The sequence below is a fragment of the Arthrobacter sp. YN genome (assembly GCF_002224285.1).
GTDB lineage: Bacteria > Actinomycetota > Actinomycetes > Actinomycetales > Micrococcaceae > Arthrobacter.
Genome location: NZ_CP022436.1, coordinates 226,657 through 243,692 on the forward strand (window position 1 = coordinate 226,657; position 17,036 = coordinate 243,692).

13 protein-coding genes are annotated in these 17,036 nt (G+C 65.2%); 2 read left to right on the forward strand and 11 right to left on the reverse strand.

Annotated elements, in window-relative coordinates:
- Nucleotides 1–96 precede the first annotated feature (96 nt).
- Nucleotides 97–1,047, reverse strand: a complete 951-nt coding sequence (locus CGK93_RS01115) for an A/G-specific adenine glycosylase (protein ID WP_089593227.1) — start codon at nucleotides 1,045–1,047, stop codon at nucleotides 97–99.
- 114 nt (nucleotides 1,048–1,161) lie between these two features.
- Here CGK93_RS01115 and CGK93_RS01120 point away from each other — a divergent pair, with 114 nt between their 5' ends.
- Nucleotides 1,162–1,884, forward strand: coding sequence for a hypothetical protein (locus CGK93_RS01120; RefSeq protein WP_089593228.1), 723 nt, complete (start codon nucleotides 1,162–1,164; stop codon nucleotides 1,882–1,884).
- Between the two features lie 38 nt (nucleotides 1,885–1,922).
- Here CGK93_RS01120 and disA read toward each other — a convergent pair whose 3' ends face one another.
- The 6 genes from disA to CGK93_RS01150 form a co-directional block, all read right to left on the reverse strand.
- Nucleotides 1,923–2,999 carry a DNA integrity scanning diadenylate cyclase DisA gene (disA, locus tag CGK93_RS01125; RefSeq protein WP_024819020.1) on the reverse strand — a complete coding sequence of 359 codons (1,077 nt, stop codon included), beginning with the start codon at nucleotides 2,997–2,999 and terminating at the stop codon, nucleotides 1,923–1,925.
- Between the two features lie 235 nt (nucleotides 3,000–3,234).
- Nucleotides 3,235–5,166 (reverse strand): allophanate hydrolase, encoded by a 1,932-nt coding sequence (gene atzF, locus CGK93_RS01130; protein ID WP_089593229.1) that lies wholly within the window; start codon nucleotides 5,164–5,166, stop codon nucleotides 3,235–3,237.
- Nucleotides 5,163–8,855, reverse strand: coding sequence for an urea carboxylase (uca, locus tag CGK93_RS01135; protein ID WP_089593230.1), 3,693 nt, complete (start codon nucleotides 8,853–8,855; stop codon nucleotides 5,163–5,165). The genes atzF and uca overlap by 4 nt, the downstream gene beginning before the upstream one ends.
- Nucleotides 8,852–9,508 (reverse strand): urea amidolyase associated protein UAAP2, encoded by a 657-nt coding sequence (locus CGK93_RS01140; protein WP_089593231.1) that lies wholly within the window; start codon nucleotides 9,506–9,508, stop codon nucleotides 8,852–8,854. Before CGK93_RS01140 ends, uca begins: the two co-directional genes overlap by 4 nt.
- Complete coding sequence (locus CGK93_RS01145) at nucleotides 9,505–10,392, reverse strand: urea amidolyase associated protein UAAP1 (protein ID WP_232481503.1); 888 nt, start codon at nucleotides 10,390–10,392, stop codon at nucleotides 9,505–9,507. Before CGK93_RS01145 ends, CGK93_RS01140 begins: the two co-directional genes overlap by 4 nt.
- Nucleotides 10,393–10,444: 52 nt before the next feature.
- On the reverse strand, nucleotides 10,445–11,986 hold the full coding sequence (locus CGK93_RS01150) for an amino acid permease (RefSeq protein ID WP_089593233.1): 1,542 nt from the start codon (nucleotides 11,984–11,986) through the stop codon (nucleotides 10,445–10,447).
- Nucleotides 11,987–12,213: 227 nt separating this feature from the next.
- On the opposite strand from CGK93_RS01150, the gene CGK93_RS01155 reads away from it, so the two are divergent.
- The gene (locus CGK93_RS01155) at nucleotides 12,214–12,939 is read left to right on the forward strand and encodes a TetR/AcrR family transcriptional regulator (protein WP_089593234.1); all 726 of its coding nucleotides are present in this window, start codon (nucleotides 12,214–12,216) and stop codon (nucleotides 12,937–12,939) included.
- Here CGK93_RS01155 and CGK93_RS01160 read toward each other — a convergent pair.
- Genes CGK93_RS01160 through CGK93_RS01175 form a run of 4 tightly spaced genes read right to left on the reverse strand, consistent with a single transcriptional unit; the run spans nucleotide 12,936 to nucleotide 16,885 of the window.
- On the reverse strand, nucleotides 12,936–13,559 hold the full coding sequence (locus CGK93_RS01160; protein WP_089593235.1) for a Pr6Pr family membrane protein: 624 nt from the start codon (nucleotides 13,557–13,559) through the stop codon (nucleotides 12,936–12,938). The genes CGK93_RS01155 and CGK93_RS01160 overlap by 4 nt on opposite strands.
- Nucleotides 13,560–13,613: 54 nt before the next feature.
- Entirely contained in the window at nucleotides 13,614–14,987 is a 1,374-nt protein-coding gene (gene radA, locus CGK93_RS01165; RefSeq protein WP_089593236.1) for a DNA repair protein RadA, read from the reverse strand.
- 32 nt (nucleotides 14,988–15,019) lie between these two features.
- Nucleotides 15,020–15,718, reverse strand: a complete 699-nt coding sequence (locus CGK93_RS01170) for a phosphatase PAP2 family protein (RefSeq protein WP_089593237.1) — start codon at nucleotides 15,716–15,718, stop codon at nucleotides 15,020–15,022.
- A 39-nt stretch (nucleotides 15,719–15,757) separates the two neighbouring features.
- Complete coding sequence (locus CGK93_RS01175) at nucleotides 15,758–16,885, reverse strand: FUSC family protein (RefSeq protein WP_089593238.1); 1,128 nt, start codon at nucleotides 16,883–16,885, stop codon at nucleotides 15,758–15,760.
- Between the last annotated feature and the right edge of the window lie 151 nt (nucleotides 16,886–17,036).

The following is a 17,036-nucleotide window of genomic DNA, read 5'->3' on the forward strand; positions in this document are numbered from 1 at the left end:
CGTGGGGCCGGCGTCTCCAGTGCGTCCCAAAGAGGCACCTGCATTGTTACGGCTCACCCGTTCCCGTTGCCGAACCGATACCGCGCCTGCCGAACGCTAGGCCGGAAGCCGCAACCCGCCGTCGTGTATCTCTGCCAAGCCGTCCACCAACAGTCCATCCAGTGCCCGCTCAAGTTGCTCCGGCGCCGAGTTGAGCCGGTGCAGAGCGGCGAGGGGGATCCCGATGCCCGACGGCGCGAATCCGAGATCCGCCGGCGCCTGCTCGAACATCTGGCGCGGGACGGGGGTGGCGGCCTCGCGGAGGACGGCCATCACGGCACCGCGGACCTGGCGGTCGGTGCCGTGCCAGGACTGGCCTTTGGGCGTGTACGACGGCGGCGGCTCACCCGCGGCGAGCCAGGCGCAGCTTGAGAGGACAGGACAGTCGGCGCACTTGGGGCTGCGGGCCGTGCACACCATGGCTCCGAGTTCCATGACGGACGCGTTCCAGCGCACGGACAGTTCCTGTTCGACGGGAAGGAGGGCCTCGGCCAACCGCATTTCGCCTGCGGTCAGCGCCGGCGCAGGAAGTGCGTTCCCGGAAATGAGCCGGGCGTGGACCCGCCTGATGTTGGTGTCCACCACGGTTTCGCGTCGACCAAAAGCGAAGGCGGCGACGGCGGCAGCCGTGTAACTCCCCACGCCAGGCAAACCCAAAAGTTCTGCGTACGTGTCAGGAACGTTGCCGCCGTGCTGCTCACGGATGGCGACGGCGGCCGCGTGCAGTCGCAGGGCGCGGCGTGGGTATCCGAGGCGGCCCCAATGGCGGACAGCTTCGCCCGACGGCTCGTCGGCAAGATGGCCCGGGGTAGGCCAGCGGTCCATCCAGTCCCGCCACACGGGCAGCACCCGGACCACGGGAGTTTGCTGGAGCATGACTTCGCTGACCAGGATTCCCCAGGCGCTGCAGTCCGGCTCGCGCCACGGAAGATCCCGGGCGGCGTCGGCAAACCACTGATCCAAGGCGCTGTGGAGCGCGGTCAGTTGGTGGGCATCGGGAAGAGTCATACTGCCCTCCACTGTAATGGAACCCCGGGCCATGGCCGACGTCACACAGTCCCGGATTAGGGGCCTGCGGCGTGTAGGTTAGGGCCCCGAGGGACACGAGCCTAGCCTAGAACCATGGCCACCAACGGTAAGCAGCAGTCGACCGCGCGCTCTTCAGCGCCGGCGAAGGGTGCTGCCCGTGGCTCATCCCGGAGCGGGACAACAGGCCGCGGTACCCCGACGAAGAGGCGGCGACCAAGCCCTGCCGTGTACCGCCGTCGTCGTCAGGTTGTTTTTGGCGCCCTGCTGCTGGTGATCGCCTTGCTGGTGGGAGGCGCGGTGGCCCTTACGGGTGCGCTCGCCGGAAAGAATGAGCCCCAGGCCGTCAGCACCCCGGAAGCGTCACAGGCGCCGACGCAGGGAAGCGCGTCGTCAGGGACACCGTCGCCGTCTGCTTCGCCGACGCCTGTGTGCGACTTCAACCTCATGACCGTCGCGGCCAAGACCGACAAGCCCGCCTACGGTGGGGAAGACAAGCCGCTGCTCACCATGACCATCACCAACGGCGGCACCGCCCCGTGCGAGGTCAACGTGGGAACATCCCAAATGGAATACCTGGTGATGAGCGGCGCGGACCGCATCTTCTCGTCCAAGGACTGCCAGACCGGCGGCGAAGACCTCATCAAAACCATCCAGCCCGGCAAGAGCGAAACCGCGAACTTCCCGTGGCAGCGCAACCGGACACTGGAGGGCTGCGCCGCGATCAACGCCAAGCCGGGTGGCGGCGGGGCGTACTACACGTTCGAGGCGCGGCTGGGAAACAAGGCAAGCCCAAAGGCTGTCTTCCAGCTGAACTAGAGTTTCGGCTGAGCCCGCGTTCGACGGCGGCAGCCGGCTTAGAGGAACCGGTCCAGCAAGCTGGCCTCGGCCATGCGGCTCAGGCCCTCGCGCACCGTCCGGGCGCGCTGGTCGCCGATGCCGTCCACGGTCATCAGGTCATCGATGGTGGCGGCCATCAGGTTCTGGAGCCCGCCGAAGTAGTCCACCAGGCGGTCGGCGACGGCCTTGGGTACCGACTTCAGGCCGGACAGCAGGCGGTAGCCGCGCGGCTGGACCACTGCGTCCAACTGCTCAACCCCGCCGGCGAAACCGATGATGTGCGCGATGCGGCTGAGGTCGATCAGTTCGGTGGGGCCCAGGTTGAGGAGTGCCTGGACGGCTTCCTCGATCTCCTCAGGCGTGGCGTCGGGATCCGAGTAGTCGCGGATGATGACGTCGCTGCCCGGGCCGCGGCCCATGGTCAGTTCCTCCACCTGGAGGGACAGCAGGCGGCCGTCTTCGCCAAGTTCCAGAACGTACTGGGCGATTTCCTCCGAGATGCGGCGCACCATTTCCTGCCGCTGCAGGGTGACAGCAACGTCCCTGACGGTGACCAGGGCCTCGATCTCCAGGGCGGAAAGGGAACTGGTGACCTGGTCCAGCCTGGCGCTGTACCGTTCCAGCGTTGCCAGGGCCTGGTTGGCGCGGGCGAGGACCTTCTCGGAGCCCTCCAGCACGTGGCGCAAACCGTTCACGTAGAGCGCGATGATCTGCATGGACTGGCTGACGGAGATCACGGGAACGCCGGTCTGGATGGCCACGCGCTCGGCGGTGCGGTGCCTGGTGCCCGATTCCTGGGTTTCGATGCTTGAATCCGGGACCAGTTGGACTGCAGCGCGGACAATGTTGCTGGCGTCCTTGTCACAGATGATGGCGCCGTCCATCTTGGCCAGCTCACGCAGGCGGGTAGGGGAGAAATCGATGCCGATATCGAATCCGCCGGAACAGATGGAGTCGATGGTGCGGTCGTAGCCCAACACAATCAGGGCACCGGTCCGTCCGCGGAGGATGCGTTCCAGGCCATCGCGCAACGGGGTTCCGGGTGCGACTCTGGCCAGGGTCGCCTTAAGCGACTCTTCCGGGCTCCGGGCCATAGGGTTTCCCTTCGAAGGTGCAAGCCTCGGCTCACAGACAAGCTGAATCCGGCGTCAGTGGGCACTCACAAAAAATGCCCCAATGACGACAAGCACAATGATAGGGCTTCCGGGCACCGTTAACCGCACCAGCAAGCCCCAAAGTGGGTCATTTCGTGATGTTCGACGATGCCCGCAAAGTGGTTTGGCGGCTGAATGACGGAAACCCTATTTCCCTCAATCAGCCGCCTGCCAGCTAGTGCTGGCCCCGCCCGAGCCCGGTCAGCAAAGCTCCACCGGCCTCGCGCCACAAGCTGTGGCCTCCCGGTCCAGCAGCGTTTTCCTTCAGGTATTTAATCCAATCGCGGTACTCGGTAATGTCCCGTCCCTCTGCCGCGGCCACAGCGTCGCAGGCAAAACCCACCGCTCTGCTGCCATCGTCCAGCGTGATGGACCCCAGCAGCATGGGTTCGGGCAGTTCGGCCAGGAAGGACCCGAGCGCAGCCTCGGACAGCAGCCATCTCTCAGCAACGAGCCCGGCTCCGCGCGCCGAACGAACCACTCCGGGCTTGGGCGGCGTGGTCTCCAAAGCCACCATCCGGTACTGCGCCGCTGTGGTCACCGGGCCGTCCCAGAAGGCTCCACGCCCTTCGAGCTCCGCCGCCAGCGGCTGCCCCTTCCGGTGCGCCCCCACCACTACGAGGGGAACGACGGCGGCTCCCGCAGCAACCGGCCAGGGGACCTTGGGCGCGGGAGACTGAGCTGGTGCGGGCCCTGTCGTTGCACCTGTCGGCGCTCCAGCCGCGACTCCCGCCGCGAACAGTTCTGGCAGCTCCGGGGTGAGCTCGATCCGACGCGCGATATCCGCAGCCACCCCGTCCTCGAAGGTCCGGGCAACCACCGTCAGGCCGAACTGGGAGGTACTGCCTGTTTCAACGCCGTCTGTTTCGGTGACGGTGCCCGCCGGTACGGCAACAGCGCTGAGATCGAAGAGGTTGCAGAAGTTGGTATAGGTGCCCATTCGGGAGTTGACCCCCACCGGATCGGCCGCAACCTCTGCCAACGTCGGATGGAACGGTGCCGTGGGGACAACCAAGGCGTCGAATCCGTCCAGGCGCTCCATGGCCTGGCGCTTGAGTTGCTCCAACGCCGCCGTGTCCGTGACGTACCGGTGCGCCGTGACTTTGCCCGCGGCGCTGATGATGCCGGCGACGGTGGGGTCCAGCGTCGCGGGCACGCCGCCGGACTGGCCTGCCCCGTCCGAAGCACCTACCCCGCCCAACGTCGCCGAATCAATGAAGCTGCCGACGGCGGCGTAGCGTTCGGCCACCAATCCGCCGTCGTACAGCAGCCGGGCTGCCTGGAGGAAGACGTCCAGGTCGATGGGTTCCGCTACCACTCCTGTGGACCGCAGCCGCTCAACCTGCGCCTGGAATTCCGACGCCCACGCTGCCGGGAGCGCCGGTAGAGCAGCGGGATAGGCCACCCGAGGGGTGGACGGTGCCGCAACTTTCACGTCGGTGGGCCAGGTGCGGCCCTGTCCGGCCATGATGCCCATGGCGAGCTCGGCAGTGGCGAGATCGCGGGCGAAGATCGTGGCGGTATCCCAGGAACGGCATGCCGGGACCACACCTTCGGTGGACACAACGCCCAAGGTCGGTTTGATCCCCACGATTCCCTGCAGCGCGGCGGGGATCCTGCCCGAACCCGCGGTGTCCGTGCCGATGGCAAGGTCCACAAGGCCCAACGCCACCGCCACGGCAGATCCCGAACTGGAGCCTCCCGAGATCCTCTCGGGACGCCTCGAATCACGGACAGCACCATACGGGCTGCGGGTACCCACCAGGCCCGTGGCGAACTGGTCCAGATTGGTGGCCCCGAGCACCAGAGCGCCCGCAGCGCGCAGCCGGGCGACCGGCACCGCATCCCGGGCGGGTACGTCACCAAAGCCGGGGCAGGCCGCCGTCGTGGTTATACCGGCAACATCCACGTTGTTCTTCACGGCGAGCAGGAGACCGGCAAGCGGCAGGTTCCCACCGGCCACCGCGGCGGCATCAATTCCGGCCGCCTCCGCGAGCAGTTCGTCCCGCCCGCGCAGGTGGATCCAGATTTCGGGACGGTCGACGGCGTCAATCGCCTCGAGCGCCGAAAGTACCCGAGCAACTGTGGTTCCGGTGGGACTGGTCATGATGCGCTTCCCTCCAAGACGAGTGCGTGTTCCCGGACGTCCACTGGTTCCAGGACCACCAGCGCCTCACCAGCCACCACTTGAGCACCGGCAGCGGGCAGGACCTGTTGGACCAGGCCATTCACCGGAGCCTGGATGACCGTCTCCATCTTCATCGCCTCAAGGGAAACCAGCGATTGGCCGGCCACCACCAGGTCTCCGGGTTCCACGTCCACTTTCCAGACGCTTGCCGCGAACGGCGACGTCACCAGGGTGCCGCCGTCGGGAACAACAACGTCGTCGGCCGGCGGGGCCAGCGAAACGGCCTGCTCGGCACGATCGAACTCGCCGGCTTCCTCCCAGACCTGACGCTCCACGGCGAAAGCCGCCGACTGGATCTCGCGGAATTCCGCAATGGAGACGCTGTTGCGGTCCAGGAATTCCTCATGTTCTGCAAGTGAGAATGTGCCGTCCTGGATCTCCACACCATGGCCACGGCCAGCAGCCATGTCGGCGCGGAGGTCCAACAGTTCCTCGGGACTGACGGGGTACCAGGAAATACGGTCGAAGAACCGGAGCAGCCAAGGCGAACCCGGCTCAAACGGCGCCGAATCCGCGTAGCGCGACCAAACCTGGGTGGTGCGGCCAACGAACTGGTATCCACCGGGACCTTCCATGCCGTAAATGCACATGTAGGCTCCGCCGATGCCCACGGCGTTCTCCGGCGTCCAAGTGCGGGCAGGGTTGTACTTGGTGGTCACCAGCCTGTGCCGCGGATCCAACGGTGTTGCCACCGGTGCTCCTAGGTACACATCACCCAGTCCCAGGACGAGGTACTCCGCGTTGAACACCGTATCGAAGACATCGTTGACGGAGTCCAAACCGTTGATGCGCCGGATGAACTCGATGTTCCACGGGCACCAGGGGGCGTCGTCGCGGACACCGGCCATGTAGCGCTCGATTGCCTCACGGGTAGCGGGATCGTCCCAGGACAAGGGCAGGCGAACGCTGCGGCTGGGCACCACCAGCTCCGAGCTTGCAGGGAGTGCGGCCTCTATTTCCTGCACCAGGCCCAACAGCTTTGAGGTGGGAAGGACGGAGGGATCGGCTTTGATCTGCAGGGAACGGATACCTGGCGTCAGATCCACGATGCCCCCGACTCCGAGGCGCTCGAGTTCCTGGTGCAGGGCGTGGACACGGGCGCGGAGGCCAAGGTCCAGCACCATGTCTCCGTACTCCACCAAAAGGTTGTCGTCACCGGAGCGGCGGTAGGTGACAGCAGGCCGTCCGTCGCCTTCGGGCACCCGGCCCAGCACGCCGTCGTCGCCGTCTCCGCGAAGCAGCCCGGCGGTGCCGGAAGCCGTGCCGGTGCCCGTGGTGAAACCGGTGCTACCTGGCAGAATCAGCTGCCTCGCAGCACCGAGTTCTTTGACGGAAGGCGCCTCAACCGAGCGGATGGGCACAAAGCGGACCTTATCGCCCGGACGGAGTTGGCCCAGCTTCCAGCGCTCGCCGGTCACCACGGTGACGGGGCAGACGAAACCGCCCAGGCTGGGACCATCAGGGCCCAGGAGAATGGGGGTGTCGCCGGTGAAGTCCAAGGCCCCTACCGAATAGGCGGTGTCGTGGATGTTGGAAGGGTGCAGTCCGGCCTCTCCGCCATCGTTGCGTGCCCAGCGCGGCTTCGGGCCGATCAGGCGGACGCCCGTGCGGGCGGAGTTGAAGTGGACCTCGTATTCGGCGGCGTACAGTTCCTCGATGTCTTCGCGTTGGAAGAATTCCGGTGCACCGTGTGGCCCCTCCACCACTTTCAGCTGCCACTTCGTGGTGAGGGCCGGGCGGCTCTCCACGGGAACCGGGCCGGGGACGGTCTCGGGGAGGTGCCCGGTGACGGTGCGGAGCACATCGCCGGCCCGCAGGACGCGGCCGCCATGGCCGCCGAACTGGCCCAAAGTGAAGGTTGATGCACTGCCCAGGTATTGGGGAACATCAAGACCACCTTCGAACAGGATGTATCCCCTCAGCCCGGATCCGTCGGCCGATCCGACGTCCAGGAGGCCGTTGTCCGGGACAGTGATGGGCTCCCATGCAGCGGCCGGCCTGCCGTCGACTGTCACTGTGACGTCCGCGCCGGTGACGCACACTGTCGTGGCGTGGGTGAAACGGAGCGCTGGCCCGGCCATGGTGAATTCCAGGCCGGGTGCGCCCTCCGGATTGCCCAGCGCGGTGTTGCCCAGCCGGAACGACAAATCATCCATGGGTCCACTCGGCGGCACTCCGATCTGCCAGAGCCCGGTCCTGCCCGGCCAATCCTGCACGCTGGTCTGGAGGCCCGGCCGTTCAACGGTGATTCGCGGTTCAGGATCGCCCACTGTGTTCAGGGTTCCGGTGGAATGCTCCGCAGCACGGACCACGTCCATCCCGGCCACGGCGCGCAGCATGCCCAAGTTGGTCTCGATGCCATCAATGCGGGTTTCCGCCAACGCGGCAGCCAGGGCCTCGAAAGCGGCGTCGCGGGTTGTACTGGACGTGATGACCTTGCCCAGCAGGGGATCGTAACTGGTGGAGACTTCGCTGCCGGTCTCCACCCAGGCGTCAATGCGCACGACGTCGGAGGCCGGGTACTGCGCGTTGGTGACCGTTCCGGCGCTGGGCTGGAAGTTGCGGGCCGGGTCTTCTGCGTAGATACGGGCTTCTACAGCGTGTCCTGAGACGGGCAGGCTGTCCGGCACGCCATCAAGCACTGGTTTCTGCTGTGCGAGGTCCAGCATCCACTGCACCAGGTCCACGCCGGTGATGGCTTCGGTGACGGGGTGTTCCACTTGTAGCCGCGCGTTGACTTCCAGGAAGGAGGCTTCCCGGCGGACGGGATCGTAGACGAATTCCACTGTGCCTGCAGAGCGATAGCCCACGGAGGCGCAGAGTGCGCGGGAGCTTCGGTGCAGTTCCTCCCGCAAAGCTTCCGGGAGGTCCGGTGCGGGGGCTTCTTCAAGCACTTTCTGGTGGCGGCGCTGCAGCGAGCAGTCACGGTCTCCAAGGCTCACCACGCGGCCCTCACCGTCGCCGAACACCTGGACTTCAACGTGGCGGGCGTGTTCGATGTAGCGTTCGGCAAAGACGCCTGCCGTTCCAAAGCTGGAGCTGGCCAGGCGCGCAACCCGGGAGTAGTTGTCGCGGAGTTCGGCTTCGTCGCGGCAGACGGCCATGCCGATGCCACCGCCACCCCCGGTTGCCTTGAGCATGAGTGGGTAGCCGATGATCTCCGCTGCTGCGACGGCTTCGTCCAGGTCCTCCAAGAGGCCGGATCCTGCGATCATGGGAACGCCGGCGCGTTGGGCGGCATCGCGGGCGGTGTGCTTGGTGCCGAAGATCCGGAGCTGTTCGGGGGTGGGACCCACAAAGACCAAACCGGCTGCCTCCACGGCTTCGGCGAAGGCCGCGTCCTCGGACAGGAATCCGTAGCCGGGATGAATGGCGCCGGCCCCGGTGGCAGCCGCTGCCTTGAGGATGGCGTCAACCTTGAGATACGACTCCTTGGCGGGTGCAGGTCCCAGCAGGACAGCCTCGTCAGCGAGCTTCACATGCTTGGCGCCGCGGTCGGCTTCGGAGAAGACGGCGACCGTGCGTAGCCCGGCCTTGCGGGCGGATTCGATGATCCGGCACGCGATCTCGCCACGGTTGGCAATGAGCAGGGTGTCGAAGCGGTTCATGCGCGGTCCTCCGGACGTGTGACGATCATGCGCACCGGCGTGGGGTTGAAGCCGTTGCAGGGGTTATTGATTTGGGGGCAGTTGGACACCAGCACCAGCGTGTCCACCTCGGCGCGGAGGGCCACACGCTTTCCGGCTGCGGACAGCCCGTCCACGATGCCCAGGGCGCCGTCGGGATCCACCGGCACGTTCATGAACCAGTTGATGTTGGACACGAGGTCCTTCTTGCCGAGGTCCCACTTGGCACCTTCAATGAGGAAGTTCTCCACGCACGCATGCTGTTCATGGGTGTGTTGGCCGTAGCGGAGTGTGTTGGATTCCTGGGAGCAGGCGCCGCCGATGGTGTCGTGGACGCCAACCTCGTCCGCCACCACCGTCATAAGTTCCTGGCCGCTGTCGGCGCGGAGAACTGAGCCAGTGGTGAGGAAGATCGAGCCCTGGCTCGCGATGGTCACGGCGGCGGAGTAACGCGTACTGGTGTCCTGTGCCGCGTAGAGAATGCAGTCAACGGCTTGGTTGCCGTTGAGGTCCACAATGGTGAGCACGTCGCCGGCAGCAATCACGGCGGACCAGGGACCACGGGCTTCCACCAGATCGTCCAGTACGACGCGGCCAGGGACCAGTGCGGGGCTGATTTCTGCGATGGCGCTCATGCCGAGGTCCTTGCGTTGTAGTCGAGTTCGGTGTTGTGGAGGGCAAGACGTCCCTCTGGGCCCAGATCTACGGTGAGGGTTCCGTTTTTGAGAGCTTCAAGGTCCTGCGGAGCCTGCCAAGCCACGATGTCCACGGCGCTTCCCGTGAATTCCGGACGCGGGTCCAGCGGGTGGGCGGTATTGGCCAGTACCAGCACTGCGTCCATGTGGAGGAGAAGTTCGACGGCGGCTCCGGCACCGGCGCTGCCGGCGAACGTGATGCTGCCGTCCCGCTCCACGGTGACGCCCTTGAAGAACGACACCGACGGAGGGAGTTCTTTCTGGCTGATGCCATGCTTCATGCCGCCCAGGGTCAGCAGTTCACGACCGGCCGGTGACGGGCTGTGGGCTGATCCGGCACCGTACTTGGCGGTGTTTCCGGCTAAGTGGGTGGTGCCGGTGAGGGCATCGTGCTGGCCGGAGGAATCGGCCACCACGGATGCCATGAGGCGGCCGGCGTCGGAGAGGAGCGGGTGGCCTGTGGTGATGTAGGCCTGCCACGGCACTTTGACGGTATCCGCAACGTTGAGCCGCTCATGCTGGGCGCCGCTTCGGATAAGGACAGCGTGAACGCAAGCATCGCCGTCGAGGTCCGTGATTCTGATGCGCGTCCCGCGGGCCAGTTCCAGGTGGGTGTAGCGGCCGAAGGCAAGTGTCTCCGCCCACGTCAGGGAGTCCTGTGCCTCGGCCGGGAGGCCTCCGATCAAACGTGACGGGGCCGAAGCCGGCGGGACGTGGATCATGGTCTCGGCCGTGCGCCCGTGCTGGGCCCGTGCGTGCAGTTTGGCGCCGGCAGTTGTGGCTGTGCCGTTTTCAGAGGTGTGTGTTTCAAGAGTCTGGGTCATGGCAGTCATTTCTGTACTGGTGCTGGTTCTGGACGGTCTGGTGCTGGCGGGGTCAGGCGGCGTTGGCGGAGTCTTCTGCCATTGCGGCTTTGGTGTCCCGGACGCGGATGTTCCTGCGGACCCAGAGGCCCAGGAGCAGGACGGCGCCCACCATGATGGGTGCGGAGAAGAGCAGGATCCCGTGTTCGCCGGAGGGGTCGTACACCTCGGCGCGGGGCCAGGAGAGGTTGATGACCATCAGGGCGCCGTAGAGCACGGCCAGGATGTTGACGGGCAAGCCCCACCGGCCCAGCGAGAAGAGTCCGGCCGGCATGGTCTGGCCCACCCGGTCCCAGTCGCCACGGAAGCGGCTGAGCAGTTGCGGGACAGTGACCATCAGGTACGCCAGGTACACCATCACGATGCACACGCTGCAGAGGGTGGTGAAGAGCGCGGAGTTGCCGATGTTGATGGCGAGGATGCCCACAGCGAGGGCGCCGATCGCGATGGAAGGCCACATGGGGGTCCCGCGCTTGGGGTGGACCTTCGAGAGCCGGGCCGAGGCTGGCAGCTTGCCGTCGCGGGCCATGGAGAACACCAGGCGTGAACCGGCCGTTTGGATGGCCAGGGTGCAGACAAAGATGGCGATTGCCACGTCCACCAGCAGCACCTTGCCCCAGAACGTACCCAACACGGCTGTCAGCACGTAGGGGAGTCCCTCGGTGGCGAGCCTGCCGTCGTCGAGGCTTGGCGCTGCCATCAGTGCCGCGATAATCATGAGTCCGCCGCCAATGCCTGAGATGATCAGCGCCGAGAGGATGGTGCGCGGTGCGGTCTTGCGGGGGTTTTTGGTTTCTTCCGAGAGTTCGCCGGCGGAGTTGAAGCCGACCATCACATACGCGGCCATCAAACCGGAGACCAGGAAGGCACCCACGGCACCAAGGTCCGAGGTAGTGACCACACTGACGTCCGCTACCACCTCCGGGCCGCGCTGCGCGGCTGAGAACAGCGCAAGGATGACTGCGGCGACGCCCACAATCTCACAGGTGACGCCGATGGAGTTCACATGGGACATGAGCTTCACGCCAAGGCAGTTAATCACAGTGGTGATCACCAGGAGGACGGCACCGAGGATTACTGCGTTGGCTGCGCCCGTGGGAGATGTCAGCATGGGGTCGCCTCCCACCAGCTGGAATCCGACCCACAGCTGGGGGAGTACCACTTGGAGCGCAATGGCTGCTGCGGCAGCAGTGATGACCTGGGCGATGGACATGAACCAGCCAGCGAACCAGCCCACCACTTCGCCGCCCATACGGCGCGACCACTGGTAGACAGCACCGGACAACGGGTATCTGGCGGCGAGTTCAGCGAAGTTCAGGGCTACCAGAAGTTGGCCGACCAGGACCACGGGCCACGTCCAAAAGAAGGCCGGGCCGGCAAAGGAGTAGCCGAAGGCGAAGAGCTGGAAGATGGTGGTGAGGATGGAGACGAACGAAAAACCTGCGGCGAACGACGCGTAGCGACCCAGCTTGCGGTGCAGCGTGGGCTGGTAGCCAAGTGCTGTCAGGTCTGCATCGTCGGTGCGGTGGGTCGCCGTCGAAAGGGTTGAAGTCATCGGGTTTCTCCGTGTCTGGAACGGGATGTGGAACCAGCCCGGAGAGGTTTTGACTGCCTGTCCGGAATATCGGTCACTTGATAGTTTTCCAGCGGGGTGTCCCCATGGCGTTTCGGCAATGTAAAGCCTTGGTTACCGCTCGTTTCAAGCGTGTAAAGGAAATCTCACCACCCCGGCAGCACGCCGTGAACAGGCTCTTTGGTGTTGCCGCAATGCAAGAATGAGGTGTGACTACAACCGGACCGGGACGCCCCCGCAAGCAGCAAGCGATACGCCCGGGAGCCACTGCACGCGACGAAATCCTGGATGCCGCAGCCGAACTTTTTACCAGCCAAGGATTCGCCAATACGTCCACACGGGCCATTGCCGACGCCGTCGGAATCCGGCAATCGTCGCTGTATCACCACTTCTCCACCAAGGGCGAGATCCTTGGCGAACTCCTCGGCGGGACAGTGTCCACCAGCCTGGCGTTCGCCCGCGCTGTGAAAGACGGTTCCGAAGAAGCCGGGCAGGAGTTGGATCCCGCGGCACGACTGCACGCAGTGGTCCTGTTCGACGGCTTGCAGCTCTGCACTTCCCGCTGGAACCTCGGGGTGCTCTACCACCTGCCGGAGGCCAGGGCGGAAGTTTTCCAACCATTCATGGCAGCACGACAGGAACTCCGGACCATTTACGGAGACTTGGGACGGGAGCTGACGGCGCTCTCCGACGCAGACCCGGGCCTGGGCGACACCGCCTTTCGGCTGGTCGAGTCACTGATCAACCTCCGCGCGGACGGGCTGATCGCAAAGGACTCGGCGTCCACTACGGCCGATACGGTGATGATCCTGGCCGGCCTCAGGCAAAAGATTCAGGCGGTGAGGGATGCCAGCAGCGAACTCATCAGCCGGTATGGCGAGGTAAACCGTCGTGGAGAAGCCTCTGAGCCGGCGCTCGCAGCGAAAAGTGCCTAGTAATCCACCTGGCGTTTGAGTTTGTTACCCAGCCATAGCATCGCCAGGCTCACCACCAGGAAGCCAACGGAGATGGCGAGTGCGAACACCACCACACCGCCCCAACCGCCGGCTCGGGCCGGGTCGATGAACCAGTAGGGGTACCAGTTCACCAAGGCGCCACGGACCAGGCTGTAGACCAGGTAGCCAATGGGGTAGAGCAGCCAGTACCAAACGTGTTTGAGCTGCAGCGTTGCCCGGGGCGGCTGGAAGAGCCAATCAGCCACCATCACCACAGGGATCAAGTAATGGACCACAAAGTTGACCCACGGCAACAGCGAGCCGAGGTCCTCGCCGGCCAGCAAAGCACCAAAAACCAGACCCACCACGGCCATGGCGATGGTGGCAGTGCCGCGAGTGACATCGTCAGCTTCTGTAGGCCGCTTCCGGATCAGCACCCGGTATCCGCTGATCAGCAGCACCAGTGCGGCGAAGATGTTGGACAGGTTGGTGAAATAGCTGAAGAAGTTCCAGAGGTCATAGCCCATGCCCAGATGTACCGTCAGCTGGGTTCCCACCGCCACCAACGTCAAAAGCCCAAAGAAAAAGCGTCCCCCGATAAGCACATTCCGTTTGGTCATGCCTCCCATCCTTGCCGACCACGTGCCCCGAACGGCCCCGACACCCCGGAATAGCTACGTGATCAGCAATTCCAGTGCCTCGGCAAGATGGCCAACCTCCCGCACTGAGAAGCCGTCCGGAATCACACCGGCACCCGCAGGGCTGGCCGGAACAATAGCGTGCGTGAACCCGAGCCGGTGTGCTTCCTGGATGCGCTGGTTGATACCGGGAACAGGGCGGACTTCACCAGCCAGGCCCACCTCGCCAAAGGCAATCAGGCGCTGGGGGAGAGCCTTCCGGGCCTTGGCCGACGCTACGGCCAGGGCAACAGCCAGGTCCGTCGCCGGTTCCGTGAGCTTCACACCGCCCACCGTTGCCACATAGGAATCATCTTTGTGCAGCATGCAGCCGGCACGCTGCTGAAGGACTGCCAGCAGCATGGCCACCCTGGAGCTTTCCAGCCCGCTGGTTGCCCGGCGCGGCTGCGAATTGGCGCTCTCGGCAAGAAGGGATTGAACCTCTGCCAGCAGCGGCCGGCGACCCTCCATGGTCACCGTAATACAGGTGCCTGAAACGGGCTCCCGGGTCCGCGAAACGAACAGCCCGCTGGGATCAGCCAGCCCCTCGATGCCGGCCTCGTTCAGGTCAAAGCAGCCGACGTCGTCCGTGGCGCCATAACGGTTCTTCACAGCCCGGAGCAGGCGCAGGCGCGAATGGCGCTCGCCTTCGAATTGGCACACGACGTCCACCAGGTGTTCCAGCAGCCGCGGCCCGGCGATGGTGCCTTCCTTGGTCACGTGGCCTACCAACAACGTGGTCATGTTGCGCCGCTTGGCTGCGGCAATGATCGACGCAGCAACTTCACGCACCTGCGAAACTCCGCCGGCGCTGCCCTCCACGTCGGCACTGCTCAAGGTCTGCACAGAGTCCACGATCAGCAGCTTGGGCTCAAGCTTCTCCACCTGTCCCAAGGCCTGGCCAAGGTCAGTTTCCGCAGAAAGATAAAGGCTATGGGCCACGGCGTCGATCCGCTCCGCACGGAGCTTGACCTGTGCCGCAGACTCTTCTCCGGTGATGTAGAGGACGTCCTGGCCAGTGCGCGCGAACTTCGCCGCCACGTCCAACAGCAGCGTGGACTTCCCGACGCCGGGTTCCCCAGCGAGCAGGATGACGGCACCCGGCACGAGCCCTCCTCCGAGGACGCGGTCCAGCTCATCCACGCCCGTGGGCAGGAAGGCCGCAGTGGTGCCATCCACCTCAGCGATACGGCGGGCCGGCGCCAAAACTGTAGCGGCCGCCGTCGTGCGCGCTACCGTGGCGCCGTACTCCTCAACGGTTCCCCACGCCTGGCACTCGCCGCAGCGGCCCACCCATTTGATGGCGGTCCAGCCGCATTCGGCACACTTGTAGGCGGGTGTTTTTGATGCGCGGGACGTCTTGGAAGCCATGGGTTCAAGCGTAGTGGCGGGGACTGACAGTATTAGCCGCGCCGGCCGCCGTGACGGGCCGCGTCCACAAACACCGCAATGCCCGTCACGCCAAGCGCAAGCCCGAGAGAAGCGACCACGTCCGTGAGCCAGTGGTATCCAAGGTAGATCCGGCTGCAGGCAACCAACAGCGTCAAGAGAGCGGCACCGCAGAAGGCGAGGACCGCCGTCGCACGTGAGCCGGAACGCGAGACGAGCAGGTAAGTGAGGACAAGCGCGAAGATCCCGGCGCCGAGCGTGTGGCCGGAGGGGAATGACAGTGCGTCGTCGGGGCCCAGGAGAACATCGGACGACGGCGGACCGGAGCGCCCCACATCCTGTTTCACCACCACGGACAGGATGGCGGCAAACGCCATGGCGCCCAACAGGACAGCCGGCCGCCAGAGTTCCTTCTTCCATACCGTCCATACCGCGGCCACCGCCACACCAATGATGGTGATCCACAAGGGTGAGGTCACGGTGGTGACTGCCGTAAGGAGGGCGGTGAGCAAGGGGGTGCGCGAATCAACCATGAAGCTGTGGACCGCGCCGTCTACCGTGGCGAGTCCTGTCTCGGACAGCACTGCGGCGAACATGAGCCAGAAGATGGCGTCCCCGGCCACCAGCAAAATGCCTGCCCACAGGAACAAGGGCCGCTGCCGGAGCTTGAGCGCCGGTGCAGCACGGAAGTGCGTGGAAATGGCGGGGGTCATCGGTTCATTCTGCCAAACGGGCCTGGGACTTCTCTGAGGCTACAGTGCCGGAAGCACCGCGCGGGCCTCTTCCGGTTCCATGCCGCTCGCTTCCAGCAGGTCCACCATGAGGGGACGGAACAGCATGACCACGGTTTCGCCTTCGAGCCTTTGGACATCCAGCATCTTGGGGTGCAGGCGCGCGGCGATATCCGAGAGGTCGTTCCGGGCGCGGCGCAGATGAACCCGCCGCGTCCCTTCGCTTTGCTCCGACAATCCGATGGTCATCTCGTCGATCGCGGCGGCGGTTTCCTGCAGGACTTCGGAGATACTGTCGATCGCTTCATCGGACAGCGCGGCATGGTTGATGGCGCTGGTGAGCCGCCGCGCAAACACCCGGCTGTTACGCAGAGCCAGGTCGATGTACTCCAGGGAGTGCTCCAGGCCGGCCAGTTCGTCGCGGTGCCTCCGGTGCGCGGGAGCCAGGGTTGCCACTTCGCCCGAGGCGCGCAGCGTCTGCCGCATCCGGTCCACCAAAGGCTGGCAGTTGCGGCCACGGATCAGGGCGTGCCAGGCGATGGTGGAATCGCTTTCGGTCAGGGCCTTGCCGCATTCGCGCAGCACTTCGGCGAGTTCATGCAGGATCTTCTGGACATCTTTGCGGGGCTCCCGCCGCGGATCCTTCGGTACCAGGATGGTCACCAGCAGCGCAAAAACGCCACCGATTACAGCGTCCAGGCTGCGCGTAAAGGGCCCACCGGCCGGTGCCGGCAGCAGCACCACCAGCAAGGACTGCAGGCCCAGTTGAGTGGTGAAAATGGTTCCACTGTCCAGGAACCTGGCAAGGAGGATGGAGAAAAGAAGCACGACGGCGGCCTGCCAGATCCCAGCGCCCAGCCAGTGGAGCAGCAGGTCACCAACAACGATGCCCAGGGTGCAGCCGAGGCCCACCTCGATCACCCGGCGCAGGCGCGGATCACGGGAAAAGCCAAGTGCAATCAACGAAGAAGTAGCCGCGAACAGCGGGCCCTGGTGGCCCAGCACATATTCGGCGAAAGCGTAGGCACCTACGGCGCACACGGTCATCTGGATGGCCGGCGTCAACGAATTCCGGCTGCGGACCAAACCCGTCCGGACTCTGGCACGCAGGAACCTCTTGCTTGCAGAAAATCCTTTCGCGGCAGCCATGTCGTCCAGTCTATTTGCCCGGCCCGGGTTCCGACGAAGGCGCAAACCGCATCCCGGGTGCCGCTCAAGGTGGCGCGCGCCACATAACCCAATGGTCCGCCGTCGTTCACCTTCTGTTCACCTTTCACTGCAGATCCCGTTACCTGCGCTC

Excerpts from the sequence above, each read along its gene's own strand:
- CGK93_RS01170 (WP_089593237.1), bottom strand. The coding sequence starts at position 15,718 with ATGACCCCCGCCATTTCCACGCACTTCCGTGCTGCACCGGCGCTCAAG.
- CGK93_RS01140 (WP_089593231.1), bottom strand. The coding sequence starts at position 9,508 with ATGAGCGCCATCGCAGAAATCAGCCCCGCACTGGTCCCTGGCCGCGTC.
- uca (WP_089593230.1), bottom strand. The coding sequence starts at position 8,855 with ATGAACCGCTTCGACACCCTGCTCATTGCCAACCGTGGCGAGATCGCG.
- radA (WP_089593236.1), bottom strand. The coding sequence starts at position 14,987 with ATGGCTTCCAAGACGTCCCGCGCATCAAAAACACCCGCCTACAAGTGT.
- CGK93_RS01115 (WP_089593227.1), bottom strand. The coding sequence starts at position 1,047 with ATGACTCTTCCCGATGCCCACCAACTGACCGCGCTCCACAGCGCCTTG.
- CGK93_RS01160 (WP_089593235.1), bottom strand. The coding sequence starts at position 13,559 with ATGACCAAACGGAATGTGCTTATCGGGGGACGCTTTTTCTTTGGGCTT.
- CGK93_RS01145 (WP_232481503.1), bottom strand. The coding sequence starts at position 10,392 with ATGACCCAGACTCTTGAAACACACACCTCTGAAAACGGCACAGCCACA.
- CGK93_RS01120 (WP_089593228.1), top strand. The coding sequence starts at position 1,162 with ATGGCCACCAACGGTAAGCAGCAGTCGACCGCGCGCTCTTCAGCGCCG.
- atzF (WP_089593229.1), bottom strand. The coding sequence starts at position 5,166 with ATGACCAGTCCCACCGGAACCACAGTTGCTCGGGTACTTTCGGCGCTC.
- disA (WP_024819020.1), bottom strand. The coding sequence starts at position 2,999 with ATGGCCCGGAGCCCGGAAGAGTCGCTTAAGGCGACCCTGGCCAGAGTC.
- CGK93_RS01150 (WP_089593233.1), bottom strand. The coding sequence starts at position 11,986 with ATGACTTCAACCCTTTCGACGGCGACCCACCGCACCGACGATGCAGAC.
- CGK93_RS01175 (WP_089593238.1), bottom strand. The coding sequence starts at position 16,885 with ATGGCTGCCGCGAAAGGATTTTCTGCAAGCAAGAGGTTCCTGCGTGCC.